Source organism: Chryseobacterium wanjuense (assembly GCF_900111495.1).
Classification (GTDB): Bacteria; Bacteroidota; Bacteroidia; order Flavobacteriales; family Weeksellaceae; genus Chryseobacterium; species Chryseobacterium wanjuense.
This window is the reverse complement of record NZ_FOIU01000001.1, coordinates 1,726,460-1,749,342: the sequence shown is the minus strand read 5'-3', so window position 1 is coordinate 1,749,342 and position 22,883 is coordinate 1,726,460. Positions and strand designations below refer to the sequence as shown.

16 protein-coding genes are annotated in these 22,883 nt (G+C 37.0%); 10 read left to right on the top strand and 6 right to left on the bottom strand.

Annotated features, from left to right (window positions below; translation table 11 throughout):
• Window positions 1-311 precede the first annotated feature (311 nt).
• The 4 genes from BMX24_RS07960 (at window position 312) to BMX24_RS07945 (ending at window position 6,783) form a co-directional block, all read left to right on the top strand.
• A complete protein-coding gene (locus tag BMX24_RS07960; protein WP_089791500.1) occupies window positions 312-2,414 on the top strand; it encodes a bifunctional aldolase/short-chain dehydrogenase in 2,103 nt (700 codons plus the stop codon).
• 228 nt (window positions 2,415-2,642) lie between these two features.
• Window positions 2,643-3,923, top strand: coding sequence for a sugar isomerase (locus tag BMX24_RS07955; RefSeq protein ID WP_089791499.1), 1,281 nt, complete (start codon window positions 2,643-2,645; stop codon window positions 3,921-3,923).
• 319 nt (window positions 3,924-4,242) lie between these two features.
• Window positions 4,243-5,628, top strand: a complete 1,386-nt coding sequence (locus tag BMX24_RS07950) for an FGGY-family carbohydrate kinase (RefSeq protein WP_089791498.1) — start codon at window positions 4,243-4,245, stop codon at window positions 5,626-5,628.
• A 3-nt stretch (window positions 5,629-5,631) separates the two neighbouring features.
• Window positions 5,632-6,783 carry an alpha-hydroxy acid oxidase gene (locus BMX24_RS07945; protein WP_089791497.1) on the top strand — a complete coding sequence of 384 codons (1,152 nt, stop codon included), beginning with the start codon at window positions 5,632-5,634 and terminating at the stop codon, window positions 6,781-6,783.
• A 541-nt stretch (window positions 6,784-7,324) separates the two neighbouring features.
• Here BMX24_RS07945 and BMX24_RS07940 read toward each other — a convergent pair.
• The 6 genes from BMX24_RS07940 to BMX24_RS07915 form a co-directional block, all read right to left on the bottom strand.
• Complete coding sequence (locus BMX24_RS07940) at window positions 7,325-7,768, bottom strand: nuclear transport factor 2 family protein (RefSeq protein WP_089791496.1); 444 nt, start codon at window positions 7,766-7,768, stop codon at window positions 7,325-7,327.
• 225 nt (window positions 7,769-7,993) lie between these two features.
• Window positions 7,994-9,037 carry a GntR family transcriptional regulator gene (locus BMX24_RS07935; RefSeq protein ID WP_089791495.1) on the bottom strand — a complete coding sequence of 348 codons (1,044 nt, stop codon included), beginning with the start codon at window positions 9,035-9,037 and terminating at the stop codon, window positions 7,994-7,996.
• A gap of 271 nt (window positions 9,038-9,308) precedes the next feature.
• Complete coding sequence (locus tag BMX24_RS07930; protein WP_089791494.1) at window positions 9,309-11,444, bottom strand: hypothetical protein; 2,136 nt, start codon at window positions 11,442-11,444, stop codon at window positions 9,309-9,311.
• Between the two features lie 240 nt (window positions 11,445-11,684).
• Window positions 11,685-15,281 carry a DUF4450 domain-containing protein gene (locus BMX24_RS07925; protein WP_089791493.1) on the bottom strand — a complete coding sequence of 1,199 codons (3,597 nt, stop codon included), beginning with the start codon at window positions 15,279-15,281 and terminating at the stop codon, window positions 11,685-11,687.
• A 1-nt stretch (window position 15,282) separates the two neighbouring features.
• Entirely contained in the window at window positions 15,283-16,686 is a 1,404-nt protein-coding gene (locus tag BMX24_RS07920) for a glycoside hydrolase family 28 protein (RefSeq protein WP_089791492.1), read from the bottom strand.
• 314 nt (window positions 16,687-17,000) lie between these two features.
• Entirely contained in the window at window positions 17,001-17,747 is a 747-nt protein-coding gene (locus tag BMX24_RS07915; protein WP_089791491.1) for an SDR family oxidoreductase, read from the bottom strand.
• A 103-nt stretch (window positions 17,748-17,850) separates the two neighbouring features.
• On the opposite strand from BMX24_RS07915, the gene BMX24_RS07910 reads away from it, so the two are divergent.
• The 6 genes from BMX24_RS07910 to BMX24_RS07885 all read left to right on the top strand — a co-directional run bounded on the left by BMX24_RS07910 (window position 17,851) and on the right by BMX24_RS07885 (window position 22,883).
• The gene (locus BMX24_RS07910; RefSeq protein WP_089791490.1) at window positions 17,851-18,207 is read left to right on the top strand and encodes a winged helix-turn-helix transcriptional regulator; all 357 of its coding nucleotides are present in this window, start codon (window positions 17,851-17,853) and stop codon (window positions 18,205-18,207) included.
• A 95-nt stretch (window positions 18,208-18,302) separates the two neighbouring features.
• Window positions 18,303-18,914: an alpha-ketoglutarate-dependent dioxygenase AlkB family protein gene (locus BMX24_RS07905; protein ID WP_089791489.1), complete on the top strand. Its 612-nt coding sequence runs from the start codon at window positions 18,303-18,305 to the stop codon at window positions 18,912-18,914.
• Window positions 18,915-19,079: 165 nt separating this feature from the next.
• Window positions 19,080-19,691: a DUF4142 domain-containing protein gene (locus tag BMX24_RS07900; RefSeq protein WP_089791488.1), complete on the top strand. Its 612-nt coding sequence runs from the start codon at window positions 19,080-19,082 to the stop codon at window positions 19,689-19,691.
• A 246-nt stretch (window positions 19,692-19,937) separates the two neighbouring features.
• On the top strand, window positions 19,938-20,885 hold the full coding sequence (locus tag BMX24_RS07895) for an alpha/beta fold hydrolase (protein ID WP_089791487.1): 948 nt from the start codon (window positions 19,938-19,940) through the stop codon (window positions 20,883-20,885).
• A 124-nt stretch (window positions 20,886-21,009) separates the two neighbouring features.
• Window positions 21,010-21,627, top strand: coding sequence for a DNA-3-methyladenine glycosylase (locus tag BMX24_RS07890; protein ID WP_089791486.1), 618 nt, complete (start codon window positions 21,010-21,012; stop codon window positions 21,625-21,627).
• Window positions 21,628-21,695: 68 nt separating this feature from the next.
• The gene (locus tag BMX24_RS07885; protein ID WP_228404729.1) at window positions 21,696-22,883 is read left to right on the top strand and encodes a DUF4861 family protein; all 1,188 of its coding nucleotides are present in this window, start codon (window positions 21,696-21,698) and stop codon (window positions 22,881-22,883) included.

The following is a 22,883-nucleotide window of genomic DNA, read 5'->3' as shown; positions in this document are numbered from 1 at the left end:
TTTATCTATGAACTTAAATAACACTTATTATCTTTTGTAACTTTTGTGGTTAAATAAAAAATACGACTCAATATAATATGAGTCTTCTAAATCTTTCTTAATAATTTAAAATAAAAACCACACAATCATAAAATATTAACCATGCATATCCATTAATGAGATTGTTATAAAAAATCAAAAGATGAATTAAAATGAAAAAAAATTAAAAGTTAATTTATCTTTAAATACAGTATTTACCAGTATAGTACGGGATGCTGTAACAAATATTACAGTCTAATTTTGGGATACAATTTAGAAATATAAGACAAACAATGGAAAAAGTAAAAACATTCAAATACGTAGACTATTTATGGGACGAAAATAAAGCTGCAGCTTTAGGAGACGATCAGGTTGCTTTATTTTTGTACCGTTCAAACATTCTGGGAGCAGATTTAAGAATCACAAATTATGGAGGAGGAAATACCAGCTGCAAAACCATTGAAAAAGACCCTTTGACCAACGAAGAGGTTGAAGTAATGTGGGTAAAAGGTTCAGGTGGCGACATCGGAACTCTTACCAGAAAAGGTATTGCCGGATTGTACACAGAAAGATTACGAAACTTAAAAAATATTTACCAGGGTTTAGCAGATGAAGACAGAATGGTAGGCCTATTCAATCACTGTATTTTTGATTTGGATAGCAAAGCACCTTCTATCGACACACCTCTGCATGGTTTACTTCCATTCAAACATATTGATCACCTTCATCCGGATGCTTTAATTGCGGTTGCAGCAGCGAAAGACAGCGAAAAAATCACCAAAGAAATCTGGGGAGATACAATGGGTTGGGTTCCATGGCAACGTCCGGGATTCGATTTAGGACTGCAATTGGAAAAGTGTTTAAACGATAATCCAGGCATCAGAGGGATTGTTTTAGGCAGCCACGGATTGTTCACTTGGGGTGACACTTCGTACGAATGCTACATCAACAGTTTGGAAGTTATCGAAATGGCTTCTGAATATATTGCTAAAAAAATCGAAGAAAACGGACAGGTTTTCGGTGGTCAGAAAGTAGAATCTCTTCCTGCCGATGAACGTAAGAATAAAGCAGCTCAAATCATGCCTTTATTGCGTGGTTTAGCTTCATCCGAAAGCAGAATGGTAGGTCATTTTACAGACAGCGACACTGTTTTGGAATACATCAACAGCAACGATCTGGAGCGGTTGGCGCCACTGGGAACTTCTTGCCCGGATCACTTCTTACGTACGAAAATTCAGCCTTTAGTTTTGACTTTAGATAAAAATGAAGATTTAAGCGATTCTAAAGCCATTTTAGAGAAATTAACTCCTCTTTTCGAGCAGTACAGACAACAATACAAAGAATATTACGAAACGTGCAAACATCCGAACAGCCCTGCAATGCGTGATCCGAATCCGGTGATCATCATTTATCCGGGAGTGGGAATGTTCAGTTTCTCAAAAGATAAGCAGACGACGCGTGTTGCAAGTGAGTTTTACGTAAATGCAATCAACGTAATGCGTGGAGCAGAAGCTATTTCTGAGTACACTTCATTACCAAGACAGGAAGCTTTCGACATCGAATATTGGTTGCTGGAAGAGGCTAAGCTTCAAAGAATGCCGAAAGAAAAGCCATTGTCAAGAAAAATCGCTGTAGTAACCGGAGCCGGAGGCGGAATCGGACAGGCAATTGCTGACAAAATGGTTCAGGAAGGGGCGGTAGTCGTTTTCACAGACTTAAATCAGGAAGCGGTAGAAGCTGTTACGGCAAAATACAATAAAGATCAGGCGGTAGCCGTGACTTGTGATGTGACCAATGAAGAGGCGATTGCAAACGCTTTCAAAGAAACTGTTTTAGCTTTCGGTGGGGTGGATATCATCGTTCACTCAGCTGGTTTGGCAATTTCTAAATCGTTGGAAGACACCACAACAAAAGATTGGGATTTACTGGAAGATGTTTTGGTTAAAGGTCAGTTCCTGATGGTGAAAAATGGAGTGGAAATCATTAAAAAACAAGGTTTAGGCGGAGATATCGTCAATATTGCAAGTAAAAATGGTTTAGTTGCGGGACCAAATAATGTAGCGTACGGAACTGCAAAAGCGGCTCAACAGCACATGACAAGATTATTGGCAGCAGAATTGGCAGCTGATAAGATCCGTGTGAATGTTGTAAATCCGGACGGAGTTATCGTAGGCAGCAAAATATGGGAAGGTTCTTGGGCGGAAGGTCGTGCAAAAGCCAACGGAATTTCTGTTGAAGAATTGCCTGCATTCTACGCAAAAAGAAATTTATTAAACGAAATTATCCTTCCTGAAGACATTGCCAACGGAGTTTTTGCCTGCATCGCAATTTTAGATAAAAGTACAGGAAACATCATCAATGTAGATGGTGGAATGGCGAATGCATTCCCAAGATAAAATTTAAATTCTACTTTTATTAAAGTTAGTATCATTGGCTGAGTGAAACGCCTTTGCGAACGTAAAAATATCCGTATTAAAAAAAATCCTTGCGGACATTGCGTTAGAAACTAACATTAATCTAAAGACTAATCATTAAAATTTTATGATTAGGTTTAAAAAATATTTAATTTATTAAATTGGGGCTTGTCTACAGGCAGGTCTCAATTTAAATTTAAAAATCAAATCATGATTATAGGAAAAGATATTATAGAACAGTACAATAAAAATGAAGTTGAAAATTTTAATTTAGATTTTGATTTTCTACAAAATAAATTAACAAAAACCGGCGCCAATGTTACGGAAATCGTCAACAAAATTGCCGATTTTCAGGTAGCTATTCCGAGTTGGGCTTTAGGAGCTGGAGGAACACGTTTCGGAAGATTTTCTTACGGCGGCGAACCTTCTTCTTTGGAACAGAAATTAGATGATGTTGGGTTAATTCACGCCTTAACGCACTCTGCGGGAGCGGTATCTTTGCATATTCCATGGGATATTCCGAGTGATGTGGCGGCAATTAAAGAAAAAGCAGCTTCTCACGGGCTTATTTTTGATGCGATGAATTCCAACACGTTTCAGGATCAGCCGGGAGCGGAGCAATCTTATAAATTCGGTTCTTTGAACAGTGTTAATGAAGATTCAAGAGCTTATGCAGTGGAGCACAACAAAGAAGTGATCAGAATCGGGAAAGAATTAGGTTCCAAAAGCTTAACCGTTTGGTTGGCAGATGGCGCAAGTTTTCCGGGACAATTAAACTTCCAAACGGCCTTATCAAATACTGAAAAAAGCTTAAAAGAAATCTACGCAGGAATGCCGGAAGACTGGAGATTATTCATCGAATATAAACCGTACGAACCTAATTTCTATTCAACCACCATTCAGGATTGGGGAACGTCTTTTATGCTGGCCAATGCTTGTGGAGAAAGAGCTTACACGCTGGTAGACTTGGGTCACCATTTACCGAATACGAATATCGAGCAGATCGTTGCAACCCTGATGTATAAAGGGAAATTGGGTGGTTTCCACTTCAACGACAGCAAATATGGAGATGATGATTTAACGGTGGGTTCTATCAAACCTTATGCTTTGTTCTTGATTTTCAATGAATTGGTATACGGTATGGAAAACAATCCTCAAAATCCTTATCCGGCCTGGATGATCGATGCAAGTCACAATATCAAAGATCCTTTGGAAGATTTGATTCAGTCTTTGGAAGCGATCTTAATTGCTTATGCACAGGCACTTTTGGTAAATCAGAAAGCATTAAAAGATGCACAGCTGAATAACGATGTCGTTCGTGCACAGGAGATTTTGCAGAATGCCTACAGAACAGACGTTCGTCCGTTATTGAGAGCGGCAAGATTGCAGACAGGGGCAGCGCTAGACCCGATTTCAGCTTACAGAAACCTTAAAGTAAGAGAAAATTTAATTTCCGAAAGAGGCTTAAATGTGAAAGCAACGGGATTATAATCCTGTTTTAAAATTGATAATTTAAACTTTCAAGTGCAATCGAAAGTTTTTAATTATATGTATCCTTATTTTTTTATCATTAAGGTTGAAAGTGTTTGGATTATTGGGGTTTAAGCATCATTGCTTGAGAAATTAGTGGATTTTTTCTTCATGAATCTTAATATCTGAACACTCCTTAATGGTTCGAAAAAAATATTTAAATTATAAAACACAAATAAACACTAATTTTTACACAAATTTCACGAATGGTATTGTGTTATTAGTGGAAAAATATTAGTGCCATTTGTGTTTAAACTATAAAAATAAATTCATCACAAGAATGTCCAAAAAGAAGGTAACCATAGTATTTGATATTGGAAAGACCAATAAAAAATTCTTTTTATTTGATAAAAATTATAAAGAAGTTGTCCGGGAATATACAGAATTGCCGCTCACTACCGATGAAGATGGTTATCCGACGGAAGATCTGGCCGCACTGCAAAACTGGATCAAAGATAACTTCAATGCCATTCTTGATAATGAAAAATATGAAGTAAAAGCAATCAATTTTTCCACGTATGGAGCGAGTTTTGTACATCTGGATCAGAAAGGAAATGTTCTGACACCTTTGTACAATTACACCAAACCGATGGATGAGGAAATTCTTGATTTATTTTACGAAAAGCATGGAGACAAACTGAAAATTGCACGCGAAACAGCATCACCACAATCAGGAATGCTCAATTCAGGGTTGCAATTATTCTGGTTAAAATACAAGCATCCGGAAACCTTCAAAAAAATCAGGTACAGCCTGCATTTGCCTCAGTATTTGTCGTATTTATTTACCGGAATTTGTGTGTCGGAATTCACTTCGATAGGCTGCCACACCAATTTGTGGGATTATGACAAAGCAGATTATCATGACTGGGTTTACGAAGAGGGAATCGATGCCTTATTGGGACCGATTGTACCGACTTCTGCAAGTATCAACACTTCATACAGAAACAAAAAAATAAAAATCGGCGTTGGAATTCATGACAGCTCTTCAGCGTTGTTACCTTATATTTTAAGTAAAAAAGAACCGTTCTTATTGCTGTCGACAGGAACATGGAGTATTTCTTTAAATCCATTTAATGATGAAAGTCTGACGGATGAAGACATTGAAAACAATTGCCTGAATTATATGCGAATCGACGGTAAACGTGTGAAAGCATCGCGTTTTTTCATGGGAAATGAATACAAAATTCAGGTAGAAAAACTGTGTGATTATTACGGAAAAGAATATGGTTTCCACAGGGAAGTGCAGTTTGATCAGGATTTGTATCTTCGTTTAATGAAAAATAAAGCGGTTTATTTCCGTTTTGAAGGTATTGCTTTAAAACGAAAAATGATCAGTGAAACAGATTTAAACTCATTCCAGACCTTTGAAGAAGCGTATCATCAATTAATGATAGAATTGATGGATCTGCAGATTCATACCATTAAAAATGCGATCGGAAATTCAGAAATTGAAAACATTTACATCGACGGCGGATTTACAGACAATGATGTTTTTATGAAGCTGATGTCTCACCATTTTCAGCATTACAACGTGATGTCTACACATTCTCCGCTAGGTTCTGCGTTGGGAGCTTCGATGGTGATTTCCAACAAAAAAATAGATGAAACTTTTTTACAACAGCATTATCAGATGAAAGTGCTTCAACCTTTAATTCTTAATTTATAAATCATGGCATTTCCGTTTGATACCCGCTATGCATCGCTTGAACTTCTGATTGAAAGAGCTAAAAAAAGAATGCCCCGTTTCGCCTTCGAATATCTGGATGGCGGTTGTAATGAAAACATCAACAGAGACCGGAATACAGACGAATTAAGAGATGTTCTGCTTCGTCCGCGTTATCTGAATAATAATTTTGCGGAAGCGAATATGGAAACCGAGTTATTCGGAGTAAAATATTCTGCACCATTCGGAATTTCTCCTGTTGGCTTACAAGGATTAATGTGGCCGAATGCTCCCGAAATTTTGGCAAAAGCTGCTTTTAAACATAATATTCCCTTTATTTTAAGTACGGTAACGACGAGCAGTATCGAAAGAATTGCCGAATTAACGGAAGGAAAAGCCTGGTATCAATTGTATCATCCAAGAGAAGAGTGGTTGCGAGACGATATTCTCGATCGTTGTGAAGCTTCTGGCTACGATGTTTTGTGTATTTTGGCAGATGTTCCGACTTTCGGATACAGAGCAAAAGAAATCCGAAACGGGTTGGCTATGCCTCCTCAATTGAATTTCAGAAACGTTTCCCAGGCATTGGTAAAACCTCAATGGTGTATGGAAATGTTGAAACATGGTATTCCAAGCTTTAAAACCATGGAAAAATATATGGATAAAAACATGAACGTGAAGCAATTGGGACAGTTCATGAACTCCACTTTTTCAGGTAGGTTGAATCCAGACAGAATCAAAGCAATCCGCGATAAATGGAAAGGAAAATTGGTCATTAAAGGCGTCGCTTCCGATGAAGATGCCGAAGAAGCCGTACGTTTAGGTTTTGATGGAATGATCATCTCCAACCATGGCGGAAGACAGCTCGATGCGGGAGAATCTACTATTGCGGTTGTAAAAGAAATCAGCGAAAAATATAAAAATCAAATCAAAATAATGATGGACAGTGGCGTGAGAACCGGTCCGGATGTTGCCCGCGCATTAAGCTGTGGCGCTGAATTTACCTTTATGGGAAGAACGTTTATGTATGCTGTCGGAGCTTTAGGGGATAAAGGCGGCGATCACATTATTGAAATGCTGAAAATGCAGTTCAGACAGGTAATGGAGCAGGTTTGCTGTGAAAAACCGGGGGATTTGCAGAATTTTAGAGTGAAGTAGTTTTTGGGCTGGAAGATGGAGGAGGGAGGATGGAAGTTGCCAAACTTTAATAAAAAAAGATTACATAATGATTTTATCAATAGGAACGGGCTTTAGCCCGTTTTTTTCATTGCAGCATCTCGATTGGCTTTAGCCCAAACTTTAAACTTAAAAAAAAAATTTAACGCAAAGATTTAATTTAAAAAACTCTCCATTTTAAGTGGGCAAAGAATGCGACAAAGTCGCTGAAGAAGCTACCTTCATAAGAATCAATGTATTGATTTCAATTTTTGCTCACTCAAAAATATTCAGGATAAATAATAAATCTTTGCGTCAAAAATAAAAATGATTTCAACGGAGTATTTTAAAAACATTAAGAATATTTAAATTGTTAAGTTTAATTAAGAGAAATCAAATAATTTTTATAAGCATTCTTCTTAAAGCAAAGCTCATCTACTCTAAACTTCTTAATAAAAATCTTAATGGTTGAAAATTAAATATCTTTACAACAAAAAATTCGCAAAGAAACTCTGCGAATTTTGTTTATCATAATTTAATCCAATTACTTTTTCTTCTCAGATTTTACGGCTTGTCTTGCCAACAATTTCCAGTCTTTTTTTACTTTAACCCAAACCAATAAAATATCCAAAGTCACATCCCCAGGAGCTTTTCCTGCATCAGCAGTCGTTGCATAGAAATGATGACGAACAATCGCTGTATTCCCAGTGATACTGATGGTTTGATTTGTAATATCAATGGTTACAAAATCAGATTTTTTACTGACTAATTTTTCTACAAACTCCGCTGCATCATCGATGTGACCACCTGAGTGTCCGTAAGTAAGCTCCGGTAAGATCAGTGATTCCAATGCCGGTTTTTCACCGCTTATCATGGCTAATCTTAGTTTTTCAGCCGCTGCGGTCACTGCATCTTTATCATTTGTTTTTTGTGCTGAAATAGTCACTGCCATCAAAAAACTCAGGGCAAAAATTAATTTTTTAATCATAATTAAATTTTATAATATTTTTCTTAATTAAATATAATTGTGTAATCGATTGCACTTTTATATGCAGAACTAAAATTTTTTAACACAAAGTTTTATATATTATTTCTGAATATTTTTAAGTGAGCAAAGAGTGTTAAGTGGCTTCTTCAGCGACTTTGTCGCATTCTTTGCTCACTTAAATTGTTTGTTTTAAAATTAAATCTTTGCGTTTAAAAAATTAAAATTTTAAAGAGAATCCCTCTGAATAAATTTAAAAACATTATTCACCGATTCCTTTTTATTTTTTAAAATCATATAAGCTGCAGATTCTCCCATTGCTTTAAAATCAGTAGTAATTACGGTGATTCCCAGCAATTCCTTCAAAGGTGTCTCGTTGTAGGAAATAATTCCGATATCTTCTCCCAATTTCATATTATTCTGTCGGATTTGTTTCACCAGATTCACCAGATCACGCTCACGAATGGTAATGAAAATGTCTTTTTGAAGTTCCATGTCAGGGTATATCTCATCCAAAATTTCATAATCGAGTTTAAAATCTTTACAAAATTTCTCAAAGCCCCGCACAATACGGAAAGGATAGGGGTGAATCGATCTGTCGGGATACACCAAAATGATCTTTTCGTATTTTTTGATTTTATCCAAACCTTCCTTCAATGCATTGTAAATATCATGTTCAAAATCCTGATAAATAGAACCGTATTCCCCTGAAATGTTAGGTTTGGTATTGTCAAGCATCAGTAATTTGTTCTTCGGGATTTTTTCGATCATATCTAAAACTTCCCTTGTAGAACTGGTGTGTTTCGACTGTTCATCACGGAAATGGGGCATGATCACATAATAATCAAACCCTCCGAGGTTCTTTTTTAAAGAATTAATGAAAAGGGTTTCGTCACAATGATAAATATACATCTCCACATTGCCTTTGGTACCGATTGCATTGACGAAGTAATTGTAAATCATCATCTTGTACGTACTTGGCTTGTTGATCAGGAAGAAAATATTAATGATATCATTTTTATTGACACGCGAAATATAATATCCTTTTCCTTTTACAGATTCGATGATTTGTCTTTTTCTAAGCTCTTTGTAAGCTTTTTCCACGGTGTCTCTGGAGAGAAAACAGGATTCGCTGAGCTCGTTGATGGAAGGGATTTTTTCTCCGATCTGAATTTCTCCACCATCAATTCCATTCAGAATAGAATCTACAATCTGTTTATATTTAGGCACTCTGGAGTGTTCATTGATATTGATTTCAAATGTTTCTGCCATGACTTTCAGGTAGGAGAGATTAAAACGGTTTTAAAGAAACTAATTTATAAAAAATTAACCAATGATTGCAGATAAGTTGGAAATTTTATATCGATCTACTTGTATTATTTTATTATTGTCGGATTTAAACTTAAAATACATTGATTTTTTTACTTAAGCCTAATAAACCTTGAAGGTTTCAAAAACCTTGAAGGTTTGATATATGGAAAACCCATCACAAAAAAGGCCTGCCGTTTCCGACAGACCTCAAACTAAGTATGAATGTGTATTTTTAAGGCATTTTTTTGAAACCTTCTGCTTTTATTTTCCATGAGCCGTCTTTCGGGAAACCGGGAAATTGTCCCTGAGAATTGTCCCAGCCTTCGAGCATCATGGCAACGGTTGTCAGAACTCCGCCGTTTCCGGGAAGATAAATTCTCAATCTTCCGTCCTGATAATTGTGTCCGTTTTTCAGATAAGTATTGGTTTGAATTTTCATGAAAAGTGCATCCAAAGCTTTATTCGGAAGTCCCAATCGTGCTGCTGTCATCGCCGTCATCGGGAAATCCCAACCCCAGGTGTGTTCCCAGTTCCATCTTTCCCAAACGATATCAAGCGTGTTTTTCATGATTTTTTTATCCAATTTTGGTGATTCGGGAACCATTCCCAATGCTCCTAAAACTGAAGGGTGATCGGTCATCCATTTCGGAAATGTAAACGAATCTTTTGCCGATTCTGTTGATAAATAAACACCATCCTGAACCGGAAGCGGAGCCAATTTTGAGATGACATCATCCCATTTTTTATCTCTTGGCTGGCCTAATCTTTCCTTCCACTGTTGAGCAACTTTCAGCGCCCAATCCCAATACGCCACTTCATAAGTCGGGTTGTAGGTGTCTTTTGCCGGGAAAACTTCCTGTGCAGGAATCACACCTTTTCCTAGATTATAGCGGTTTTTCTCTTTGTCATATGTTGCAAAATCTGCCATAAATTCGGCCGTTGCAAAAACCAGATCTTTATATTTTTCCAATACTTTTTTATCCTTGTTATTTCGATATAAAAGTTCAGTCATGTAAATCAAATGCGGTTGTTCCCAAATCAAAAATGCAGCTACGGAAGACGGACTTTCATTACCTTCATTATCAGACATTTTGATCCATCGAACGCCTTTGTAACCTTGTCTTTCTGCTAATTTTTTGGCTTTTTCAAATGATCTGAAATAATAATCCAATTGTTTTTCTAAAATCTCAGGTCTTCCCCATAAAGCGTAATGAACGCCGTGCCACCAATGCATTTCTGTGTGCGGTTTTCCGTACCAGCTGTTGAAGGTTAAGCCCGTTTCCTGGGGAGGATTGCTTCCGCCACATTGTACTTTGGTTAAATATTCCGACAAAACAACTCTGCGCTCCAGTTCGTTGGCTCTTGGATCTGTGCTGCCTTCAAAATCTACGGCTGCACCGCTTTCCCAGAAAGATTTCCATCCTGAAGTGCTTTCTTTTTCAGCATCAGCAAATAAACTTTTTGTAGTTTTTTGATTTTTAGCTGAAAATTCAACGCTCAATTCGATGGTTTTAGCTTTAGAAGAAGGTTCATAGACGAAATAATGCTTTCCGGCTTCACGTAATTTTCCTTCGGTGAAATATAATTGAGTAAAATAATCAGCAGTTTGTAATTTATGCTCAATTAATCCATGGGATGAACTTGATGAAATAATTTTTGTGGAATGATCATTTTCATTGCCATAAAAAGCGGCATCGTCCAAAAATTGTCCGGTAGGAGAAGGGTAGTGGGCGAAAACTTTTAATTTGTTTTGAGCAATTAAATCTGATTCAATTTTAACTCCGATTTTGTCGGAATTTTGAAAAGAAGCGGTCCAGACTTTTACAGGAATTCCCTCTAAAGTAAACTCACTGGTGATAATCCCCGTCCACAAATCAAATTTCTGATTAATATTTTGTAAATCTGAAATTTTTGCTTTCTGACCGTCTTTTTTATACAGTTCGATCCCGATATTTCCCAATTGCAGACGATGTTGGTTCACACGGAAATACTCAACAGCTTTTTTGTTGCGCTCCGGTTCTTTGATTTGTACACTGTACAACGCTTTTCGGCCATCATTATTGAAATCGTAAGGTTTCAGCGTTTCATCAAATGTATAATTTTTAGTATTTGGAAAACTGTTCCAGCCCCATTCTGATTGTGTTCCGAGAGACACTCCGTTTTTATAATATTCAGGAAACGACTGCATTCCGGTGATATCGACTGTGTAAGCGAATTTTCCGTTTCCAACCGTCAAAGACGATAAAGTATCAATTTTGTTATTGACAATATTATGTCGCTGAACCACCCTTTTACGATCGATTTTCTGTGCATTGAGAGAAGAAAATCCAATGCAAAAAAGACTCAGGTATATGACTAATTTCTTCATTTTTAAATTTATTTTATTGAATCAGACATGTTAAACTTCAATAAGTTTTGGCTAAAGCCCTGATGATTTTCATTATTTGCAGACGGGCTAAAGCCCGCCTCTATTGATCTTTTAATTCTATTTACTCTTTAAATTTATCACTGAGGCTTCGACAGGCTCAGCCTGACAATCCTAATACTAAATGTCTTTTTTCGCGCTGTCAGACTGAGCTTGTCGAAGTCTACACCATAAAATTTCATTTTATTTCAAAACAGTGGCACTCATCATCCCGATAACAACATCGTTGCTCACTGCTGTTAGTTGTATTGTTTTTAATTCTTTATTTGGATTAATCGGCAAATCCAGAATCGTTGCAGCGCCACCTTCTACAGCACGGTCGGTGAATCCTTTTATGCCTGAATATTGGGTCAAACTTCCACCTTTGTAAACTTCTCCCGTTTTCAATTTTACCCTGTACGGAATTTTATCATACGGAATTTCAAAAGCATAATTATCATCAAATAAATCCTGCTCGATCGGCCACCAGTTGATCGGGTTTTTCAGTTCTAATTCCGTTGTCGATCCATCAACATATTGAATCGTAATTTTCCCGTTAATGATCTGCGACTGCATAGGATTGGTAGAACCAGCCATCAGAAAATAAATTTTTTTACCTTTTCCTGAAACAGGGATTTCCACCGATTTCGGGAAATTATCCCATTGGCTCGTAAAGACGATATTTTTATCTTCATTATTAATTAAAAAAGGAATTCCAAGAAAATCCACCTTATCGTTTTTTCTTTTATTCATCAATCCGCTGTCGTCGATTTGAGCTGTGATTAACGGATAACACCAATTCCCGATTCCCTGCCACGGAAGCTGTAGAGTAGGGACATTCAATCTTGGAGAAAGATATTTTTGGTTGAAAATTCCGGTTACTTTTTCATTGTATTTTGAAGCCAGTGAAATTGGATTGAAGTCGCCTTTATTGTCAATTTCCCAGTCTGTAATTTCAATATTTTGCTTAATTCCATTATATTCAAGCTCAAGAGAATTGGTTCCTTTCGTTAAAAAAATTTCAGGAATTTCAATTGATGTATTTTGATTTTTCTGAGTTGAAAAAGTCTTATGTAAACCCTTGATATTCAGTTTTCCATTAATAGAATTTTCTGATTTTGATTGAATCTCCAGTTTTTTATTCACCCATTTTGCTTCCAAAGGATATTGAATATCAACATTCACAGGTTGCCACCAGGTTGTTCCGTTTTGTTCAAGCTGAACGAAAAAAGTTCCTTTTCTTTCTTCTTTAATTAATTCAAACTGGTTATTAACCGCCCCGACCTTCGGCCATCCCTCCATAGAAGGAGAATTTTTAATTAATTCTTGAGGATCAAAAACCTGTTTAATTTTCTTTTTTAAACCGAAATTTAATTGAAGATTTTCAGAAATATAACTTGTATAATCTGTTTTTTCAATTTTTAATTCTTCTCCGGAATAATTGATTTCAACCTTAAAGTCCTTTCCAGCCGGTGTTTCAAACTGTGCGAAAGGCTGTAAAATAGAGTTGGGCTTAATCTTCCAATCCACTTTTTTACCATTTACTTTTACCGATTGTATTTGAGTATGATTTACCGGAATCTGCATTTCCAAAGCAACCGGTTTTGAATAATTTGATTTGAAAAAATATTCCGCTTTTTTTGAATTTTGGTTAAATTTAAATTCCCAATCCGGAAGTTTTAATTCTGCAAAATTCCAGTCTTTTGGAAAGCCCGGTTTTAGTAGAATTTTATTTTCTAATAATTTAGGATACACTCCGAAAAGCCCTTCCGTTAAAGTTCGTGCCGCCACTCCGATCGGGTCGGCAAAATCTCGGTACAATTCACCACGAAAAGCATCATAATGTGACAACTGTTCAAAATTCCCCGGACTGATGCCGTAATACATGCTTTCCGCCAGATTTCCTTTCCAAAGTTGGAAAGCATCTTCATTTCTTCCCGCTTGCCAATAGGCCAAAGCAGTCTGTAAGTTTTCCGCCAAAGCTACGTTGTTGATCGACCAATCGTAAGGCTGCCAGTTAGTTGTGGAAAGCGTGTAATAGTTTTTATCCGTTTCACCTTTCACCTTCACCGGGATTTTTGGAATGTGATTATTGATGTATTGTAAATTTTGATAATCTTCAAATTCATTCAAAATATAAGCATCCGAAACATGATAAATCGACCAGATTCCAGGCTTGTCGTGAAGAATTTGGTTGCCCAAAGAATCTTTATATTCAGCAAAATGACCGTTTTTTTTAAGCCAAAGCTGGGTTTTCATGGCATTTAAAATACTTTCAGCTTCTTTTTCATAAGGTTGAGGATTTTCGCCAATGATTTTCGCCAGTTTTGCCATTTCGAGATTGGCTCTGTAGTTATAAGCAGAAGTGTGGGTAACTTTTCCCCCTGAATATTGCAGTGCGTCGCTCGCCCAAATTGCAGCATAAGCGTCGTAAAGATCGCCTCTTTTAAAATTTCTTTTTTCCCAGTCCATGTGGCGAACCATCGTCGGCCACATTTTCTTTAAAAATTCTATATCTCCGGTGTAATTGAAATGCGTAAACATTTGATCAAAAAACACCAGATTCATATCGTAGTGATGTGGTTTTGTATTGTTATTCGGATTTCTGGAGATATATCCACTTGAAAACACAGAGTTTCCCATTTTTTCCGCATGTCTCGCCAAATGCAGCAAAGTATCCATTTCGACAGGTGCGAAATCAGGTTTTAAAACCTGCGAATTGGCATAGCTTTCAAAATGTTCTTTCGCTCGTTCGTGCCAATTGAGAGCGTCTGCTACATAACCACCACGCCAAGCATTTAAGCGCATTCTCCAGGCAACGGCTCCGTGAAGATAGGTCGGACTTTCCCAAATTCCGTCTGCGGCAACGGCTAAAGTAGCTCCGAAACTATTTAAATCGGAATCGGGAGTTTTTAACTGAACTCTGCTGGTTAAATTTAACCTGGATTGTTCAGCTTCATTAAAGATATTTTTTAACTCTTCGTCTGAAAAGTTTTTGTCTGATTTTCCTTTTTTAATTTGAATATAAAAAGGATTTTTCTGTGCAGAATAAGCAGCGTAAATGATAGGTGATTTATCTGCCTTGTTTTGAGAGAAATCTGAAAGTTTTTCCAGCGTTTCAGCATCCGTTACTTGCAAAGAACCGGTGTTTGAAAAATTTCCGGTAACAGTTTGAGTTTCTTTTTTCTTATTTAAATAATTTAACTGAAACTGATTTTTATTAATCTGAAACTGATTATTCAAACAATATTCAGGCAATAAGTAGAATCCGGATTCCGGATCGGCACCAATATCGCCGTTTCTGCTGAAAGTTGTTCCGCTTGCTCCTCCGTAAACTGCATAAATTTTCGTTGAAGGATCTACATTGTCCGTTTCCATTTTTAAAACCAATCCTTCTTCTTTAGATTGTGCTAAAACAGTAAGTTTTAAACTTCCAAATCCAAGAATCGGATCTTTGATATTGTAAAGCATTGATCCGGGACGATACCGCGTTTCAATTTTTTCAGCCTGAATTAATTTTTTAATGGAATTTCCTTTTTGAATGACGAACTGAAGATTTCCGCCCATTCCAGGAAGATAGAGCGCAAACTCCGGTAGATCTCCGGCTTCCACTCTTGATGCGAGATTGTTTCCGTACAAAGCCCGGTTGAAGCGATATTTTCCATTTACCAATAAAAAATCGCCTTTATCCTCTTTATAATGCAGTTCTCTTTCATTGTTCTGCCAATGTTTCGATTGGGAAAATGAAAGTGAGAAAGCGGATAAAACAATCAGTCCGGCAAAAATGGTTTTTTTTCGCATTTTAATTCTTTAACTCAGTTAATGGCTTTCCGTTAACGGTCACATTTTTCAGCTTCACATTTTTCATATAATCAACCTTATATGGAATTTCAATACCGTTCATTTTAGCATTAATCATCGTAAAATCTGTAACTGGTGAAGATTCATAGGCATCAGAAAATACGGCATATTTTCCACCTTTTTCTACGGTTAAATTTTCCACCCAGATATTTCTTATTGTAGGAATAAAATTTCCCGGTTTTTCGTAGTGCATATTGAAACGCACGGCAGCTTCCTGAAAAGCGCCTACTTTTGTGTTGTAGAAAAATACATTTTCAATGATTCCGCCGCGGCTTGAGCTTGTTTTAATTCTTAAAGCTCTGTCGAGATTTTTACTGTCCATCAGGTTTCCGATGGCATAAATATTTTTCGCTCCGCCAGCAATTTCGCTTCCGATCACGACACCGCCGTGTCCGTCTTTCATTTCACAGTTTTCGATGATATGGTTTTCAGCAGGTCTTCCGATATCTCTTCCATCTTCGTCTCTTCCTGATTTTATGGCGATGCAGTCGTCTCCGGTGTCAAAATAACAGTCTTTAATCCAAACATTTTTACATGCTTCAGGATCGCAACCGTCGTTATTCGGACCGTGGCTGATTACTTTTACTCTTTCAATTAACACATTTTCGCAAAGAACAGGATTTAAATTCCACATTGGTGAATTTTTAACCAAAACATCCGCCATATAGAAATTTTTACATCTGTATGGTTGAACGAAATTGGGTCTTAAATAATATCCGTCTCCAAAAATTCTTTCTCTGGCAAGTTTTCTCTGAGCCATGTATTCATGAAGCTTTGCACGGGCAGGATTTTGTCTTCCCGGGCGGGATTCGTTGTAGCCGTATTTTGTGGCTCCACACCAGAACCACCAATGATCAAGGTCGGCATTTCCGTCTAAGGTTCCTTTTCCTGTTACGGCGATATTTTCTTCTTCGTATGCGTAAATTAAAGATGAATAATTCATACATTCCATTCCTTCCCAACGGGTGAAAACGATAGGGTAGTCGTTGCTGTCCTGACTGAATAAAATGGTTGAACCTTCGCTTACATAAAGATTTACATTACTTTTCAGATAAATCGCTCCTGTCAAAAAAACTCCTTTTGGAACCACAACTCTTCCTCCACCATCTGCATTGCATTTTTCAATCGCTTTTTTAAAAGCTTCCGTATTTTTTGTCTTTCCGTCACCAATGGCGCCAAAATCTGTAATCAGGTAGTCTTTTTTCCTGAAATTGGGCTTTACAATTTGTTTTTTTAAGGCCTGAATTTCTTTTAAAGGCTGTTCTGCAGAAGTCCATGGTTTATATTGAGCCGAAAACGGGATCGTTATTAATAGTAAAAGAAAGAATAAAGCATATTTTTTCATAATGGTAAAGAGTTGTTTAATTTTTTTAAACTTGCTATCTTAAATAGTTTTCTTTATTTATCGCAATCTAAAATAATTAGGATTAATAATTATCCTGCACTGTCGGTATAAAATTAATTTTAAATTTTATTTTGTAATCGATTGCACAAATTCAAAGATAAAATTAAATGTGGATACGTGAAAAAATTATTGATAAGAATTAAAATTAAGGATAAGACTTTCTTGAATGCTTCATTTAGTTCTAATACAAAAAAAATAACCTCTCAATTGAAAGGTTACTTTATTATGAAATATAAAATGTGATAGAACTTAAGTTATTTTAAGGCATACCCAATATAACCTCCATCTACCAATAATTCTGTTCCTGTAATAAAACTGGCATTGTCGGAAGCTAAAAATAAAACCGTTTTTGCAATTTCATCGGGATCACCCATTCTTTGCAGAGCCGTAGTGGAAGCAAATTGTTTTTTCACAGCTTCATCAGGAACTGCTTTGTCAAAACCTTCTGTCTGAGTAGGACCCGGACTTACAATATTAACTCTGATTTTTCTTTCTGCAAGCTCGTTTGCGGCAATCTGCGCGATTTTATTTAATGCTCCTTTGGTCGCAGAATATACACTTGCATACATTTGTGAAGCTGTGGCAACAGTTGATGAAGTGAAAATAACGGACGAACCTTCTGTAAGATAAGGCAGTAATTTTTGAAGGGTGAAATAATGACCTTTTACATTAGTATTGAACTGGGCATCAAAATCAGTTTCTGAAGTTTGTTCTATCGGTGTGAAAGTTGCGATTCCTGCATTCAGGAAAAGGACATCCAGTTGGTTTCCGCTTTCTGCAAAGGCTTTTTCTAATGCTGCGATTCCTTCCATATTTGAAGTGTCGGAAACCAGGGTTTTTAATTTCGGACTGTCGATTTTTTGAGCTGCCTTTTCCAGGTTTTCAGTATTTCGCCCCGTGATCCAGACATTGGCTCCTGCCGTGATAAATGCTTTTGCAGTTGCCAATCCAATGCCTGTAGTTCCTCCGGTTATGATTACGTTTTTGTTTGTGAAATTCATTGTAACTATTTTTTGTTTAACGAAGCAAATGTAGTACAGATTAATTTATTTTAGTAACTTTGTTACGAAAAGTAACAGTAACATTTGAGTAACAAAGTAACTTATGGAAGAAATTATATGTTCGGCGAACGACAAAAACAAGAAACAGATCATGGCAGTACACGATGCAATGGACGTATTGAACGGGAAGTGGAAAATTTCCATCATTTCATCGGTCTGCTACTACAACCAACGACGTTTTTCTGATATTTTGAATGATGTGCAGGGAATTTCCAACAAAATGCTAAGTAAGGAACTGAAAGAACTGGAGATGAACAAGCTGGTAAAACGCAATGTTTTGGATACCCAGCCCGTAACGGTGATGTATCAGCTTACGGAATATGGTAAAACCCTTCAAACCATCATCGATACGTTGGCAGACTGGGGAACGGAACACCGGAAAGTGATTATCGGAAAATAATATTTAATGTTAAAAATTTAATTAAAAGTTCCGGAATGTGTTAATATTTTTCCCTCATGAGATATAACTGATGAAAAAGCTTTAATGAAGATTATATGGATATGCTAAGTTTATTTAATAATGATGAATATTACCAATTTCCGGAAGAGTTGTTGGACTATACCGAGCATTTTTTATCCGAAAAAGAAGCAACGGAACTTGAAGAAAAACTATTGAAAACCGTTCCGTGGAAACAGCGAACCCAAAAGATGTACGATAAAACGGTACTCACCCCAAGATTAACGGCATGGTACGGTGATGATACCAAATTATACCAGTTGGGAGGCAATGAATTTGCAGTCAATCCGTGGACATCTGAACTGTTATCTTTAAAACAGAAAATAGAAAACTTATCAGGATGTACTTTTAATTCTGTATTATTAAATTTATACAGGGACGGCAATGATTCCGTGGCATGGCATCGCGATAAGGAAAGTGAGTTGGGAAACCGTCCTATGATAGCTTCCGTGAGTCTTGGTGAGGTAAGGAATTTTGATTTTAGAAAGGTAGATAATCATCAATTAAAGTACAGCTTGCCGCTCCGACATGGTTCTTTATTAATTATGAAAGGTAATCTGCAGCTCCATTGGGAACACCGCATCGCCAAATCTGCAAAACCAATGAAACCCCGCATTAATCTTACTTTTCGTTTAATAAAAGAATTATAAATAAAAACAATCTGTTGATTGTGTGTAGATTACCTGATAGAGCAGTCTATAGGATTTTTATAAAAAACTCATGTTTATTTTTTGCAATGTTGGCAAAAAAATTGTTAGTAATAGCAGTAAGCAATAACGTATTGCCATTTATCTTTAACCATTTACAATAATATTATGAAAAAGTCAATTTTAACATTATTGGCGGTCGTTGCATTGGCTGCCTGTAAAAAGAATGAAAGTACGGCTGTAGACCATTCAACGGACTCTACCGCAACAGCTGCTCCTGTAGATTCGGGGATGACAACCAGTGATTCTGCCACAACAACGGCGAACACCACCACATCCACAGCTTTGAGTGACCAGGACAAAAAATTTGCAGACGGTGCAGCAAAAGGTGGATTGATGGAAGTCATGATGGGGGAGCTTGCGGCGACAAATGCAACAAATTCAACCGTAAAAGCTTTAGGGAAAATGATGGTGGATGATCACAGTAAAGCCAATGAAGAGCTTAAAAAATGGGCTTCAACAGTGGGATACACATTGCCAACAGGTCTGGATGCCGAAAAACAGAAAGAATATGACAATCTGAAAGCCAAAAAAGGAGCAGACTTCGATCGTGCCTATGCAGATCTTATGGTTTCCGATCATAAGAAAGATATTGCGGAATTTAAAAAAGAGGCCTCAGACGGTTCGGAAGCTTCCCTGAAGTCTTTCGCTGGGAAAACAGTTCCTACATTAGAGCATCACCTAATGGAATCTGAGAAAGCGAAAAATGCTGTGAAATAAAGTATTTTAATTAAAATATTTATCATAAGTTATTCTGAAAGTCAATGATTTTTGGGATAGCTTTTTTAATTTAAACTAAAACTAAGATGATCGATATTTAATTTTGTATAAGACATCTTCTTTCTATTTTTTACCTTTCAAAATGTCTGATTAAATCCTGAAAATGTCCGTTTGAAGCACTTTCTGAATGACTTGTACGGCTGTAGTTTCTATGTTTGCAGCATAATCTTACAAAAATAAACTACAATGAAATCAATCAGAAAAACTTCAATTACAGGTGTTTTATGTTTAACACTTTTTTCAACAACATTAGCAATGTCTTGCAGAGAAGAAAGTGAAATTACGACGATTCAGGAGATACAAACCAACCATCAAAATGCCAAAACAAGATTTGTAAATGTAAAAGGAACTCAATTTGCTTATCGGGTTTTAGGAAAAGACGGCGGGGTTCCTTTGGTGCTGTTTCCGGGATTGGGAGGCTCGATGGACGATTGGGATCCGGCAGTTACAGATGGTCTTGCCAAAAAATATAAAGTCATTATTTTTGATAATAAAGGAGTGGCTGCTTCGAAAGGAACGACCCCCGACAATATACAGGCTATGGCCGATGATGCGATAGATTTTATTGAAGCTTTGCATCTGAATAAAGTTAATATCATGGGCTTTTCAATGGGCGGATTTATTGCTCAGAGAGTGGTTTTGACGAAGCCTGCTTTGATTAATAAAGTGATCTTAACAGGAACCGGACCAAAAGGAGCCATCGGATTATCCAATTTACCGAATATCGTTGCCAGTACGGCAGGATTGAGTCCGGAAGAGTCATTTCTTAAGTTCGGATTTACACAATCGCCGGAAAGCATTGCTGCGGGAAAAGCTGCATACGCGAGAATTCAGTCCCGCACGGTCGATAGAGATCTTGCTCTAAGTGATGCGACCTCGGCTTCTCAGTTTACTGCGGTGTTGGGTTGGGCTCAGCCAAATGCTGATGCGCTTAACGAAATAAAAAATATTAAAAAGCCTGTTCTTATTGTGCACGGTGAAAATGACTTGCCTGTTTCTATTCAGAATGCACACAATATGTCTCAGAATTTAGAAAACTCAGAATTGCTGATTTTCCCGGATTCAGGGCACGCGTCTTTCTTTCAGAATCATGATGCATTCGTTACTAAAGCCGTTCAGTTTCTGGATAAATAATTTTTAAATTATCATTAAAATAATAAAAGTATTTGATCTTATGGTTAAAGGCTTTTTTTATGGCTAAGACTTGGATTCCTGCTTTTAAAATATTAGATTTAATCCATTAAAATACTCAACAGAATTGAAATTACAATATCCTTATTACCTGAATCAAGATGTGATTTTCTTGGCCAAAGATCTTTTGGGGAAAGTACTTTTTACGAAAATCAATGATGAAGTCACGGCAGGAATTATCGTGGAGACAGAGGCTTATTTCGGAGTGCAGGACAAAGCATCGCATGCTTACGGAAACCGTCGTACAGGCCGGACTGAAGTTTTGTATAATGAAGGTGGTGTTTCTTATGTTTATCTGTGTTACGGGATTCATTATCTGTTCAATATTGTAACGGGAGTGAAAGACGATCCGCATGCTGTATTGGTAAGAGGAATTGAACCATTGGTAGGAAAAGAAATCATGGAAATGAGAAGGAAGATGCCTTTTACCAAAGCTGCTATTTCAGCAGGTCCCGGTTCTGCCGCAAAAGCTTTGGGAATCGACAGATCCTTTAACAACAAAGATCTGACTGGAGAAGAAATCTGGATTGAAGACCATGGCATCCGCTATCACGATGATGAAATTGCAGCTGGTCCGAGAATAGGTGTTGCCTATGCCCAGGAAGATGCATTTTTGCCCTGGCGTTTTTTTGTAAAAGGAAATAAATATGTTAGTAAGCCCAATACAGTAAATCCTGAAAAATAATAGTTTTGATTGGTAATAATTTGTACTTTTTTCAATTAAATTATTTACTTTTGAGAAAAGGATTAATTATGATGATTAATAAAAAACGAATATTTTTATTCTTTTGCGCAATCGATTGCATTTTAAATGTAAATACACTGTCTGCACAGACTTCCGTTCAGGTAAAAAATACACTGGATTTTTCAAGAAATGAGGTAGTTGCAGTTCCGGTTTCAGCATTAAAATCTTTTTTAAATAAAAACAAAGAATCCGATCTTAGGATAAAAGACAGCAGTAACAAATATCTTCCCATTCAATGGATCGATTACGATGGCGATGGCAAAGGTGACGAGCTGCTTTTTCTGGCAACTATTGATGCTAAAAAGACCAACATTTACACCATTGTTTCTGATGCAAAAATTCGGCTTCCTGAGACAGAGGTTACTACGTATTCCAGGCTGGTTCCGGAAAGAGCAGACGATTATACCTGGGAGAACGATAAAGTTGCCTTCAGAGTCTATGGTCCGAAAGGGCAGAAGGAAGCTTTAGCGGGAGTTAAAGGCAGCACGCTTTCCAGTGGTGTTGATATTTGGTTAAAAAGAACAGATCAGCCTATCATCAACAAATGGTACAAAGGCTACCTTACCGATCCTATGTTTTATCACAAAGATACAAGAGGTGAGGGCTACGATCCTTACCAGGTCGGGGACAGCAGAGGAACAGGTGGAATCGGAATTTGGAAAGACGATAAACTTCAGGTTTCTCAGAATTTTATAAGCTCAAAAACCATTGCAGAAGGTCCTTTAAGAACAGTTTTTGAACTAACCTATGCTCCATGGAGTGAATTTGGAGTAAAGGAAACAAAACGAATTTCATTAGATATCGGATCTAATTTTTCTAAATTTGAATCTACTTTTGAAGCAGAAAAACCGGTTCCGAATTATACGATCGGTATCACTTTACATAAAAATGAAGGAGAAGCAAAACTCAATGACAAAACGGGATATTATCTTCATTGGGAAAAAATAGATGATGCTTTTGTAGGGGAAGGAATTGTTGTAAACCCTGCTGTTATTGAAAAATCGATCGCTTTTAAATCTGAGATTCCGGATCAGAGCAACTTACTGGTGGTTACAAAACCTCAGCAAAAACTGACGTATTACGCCGGATTTGCATGGCAAAAAAGCGGACAGATCCAAAACCAAAAAGACTGGGAAAATATCCTGCAAAAGCAGTCGCAGATCATTGAAAATCCTTTACTGGTAAAGGTAAAATAA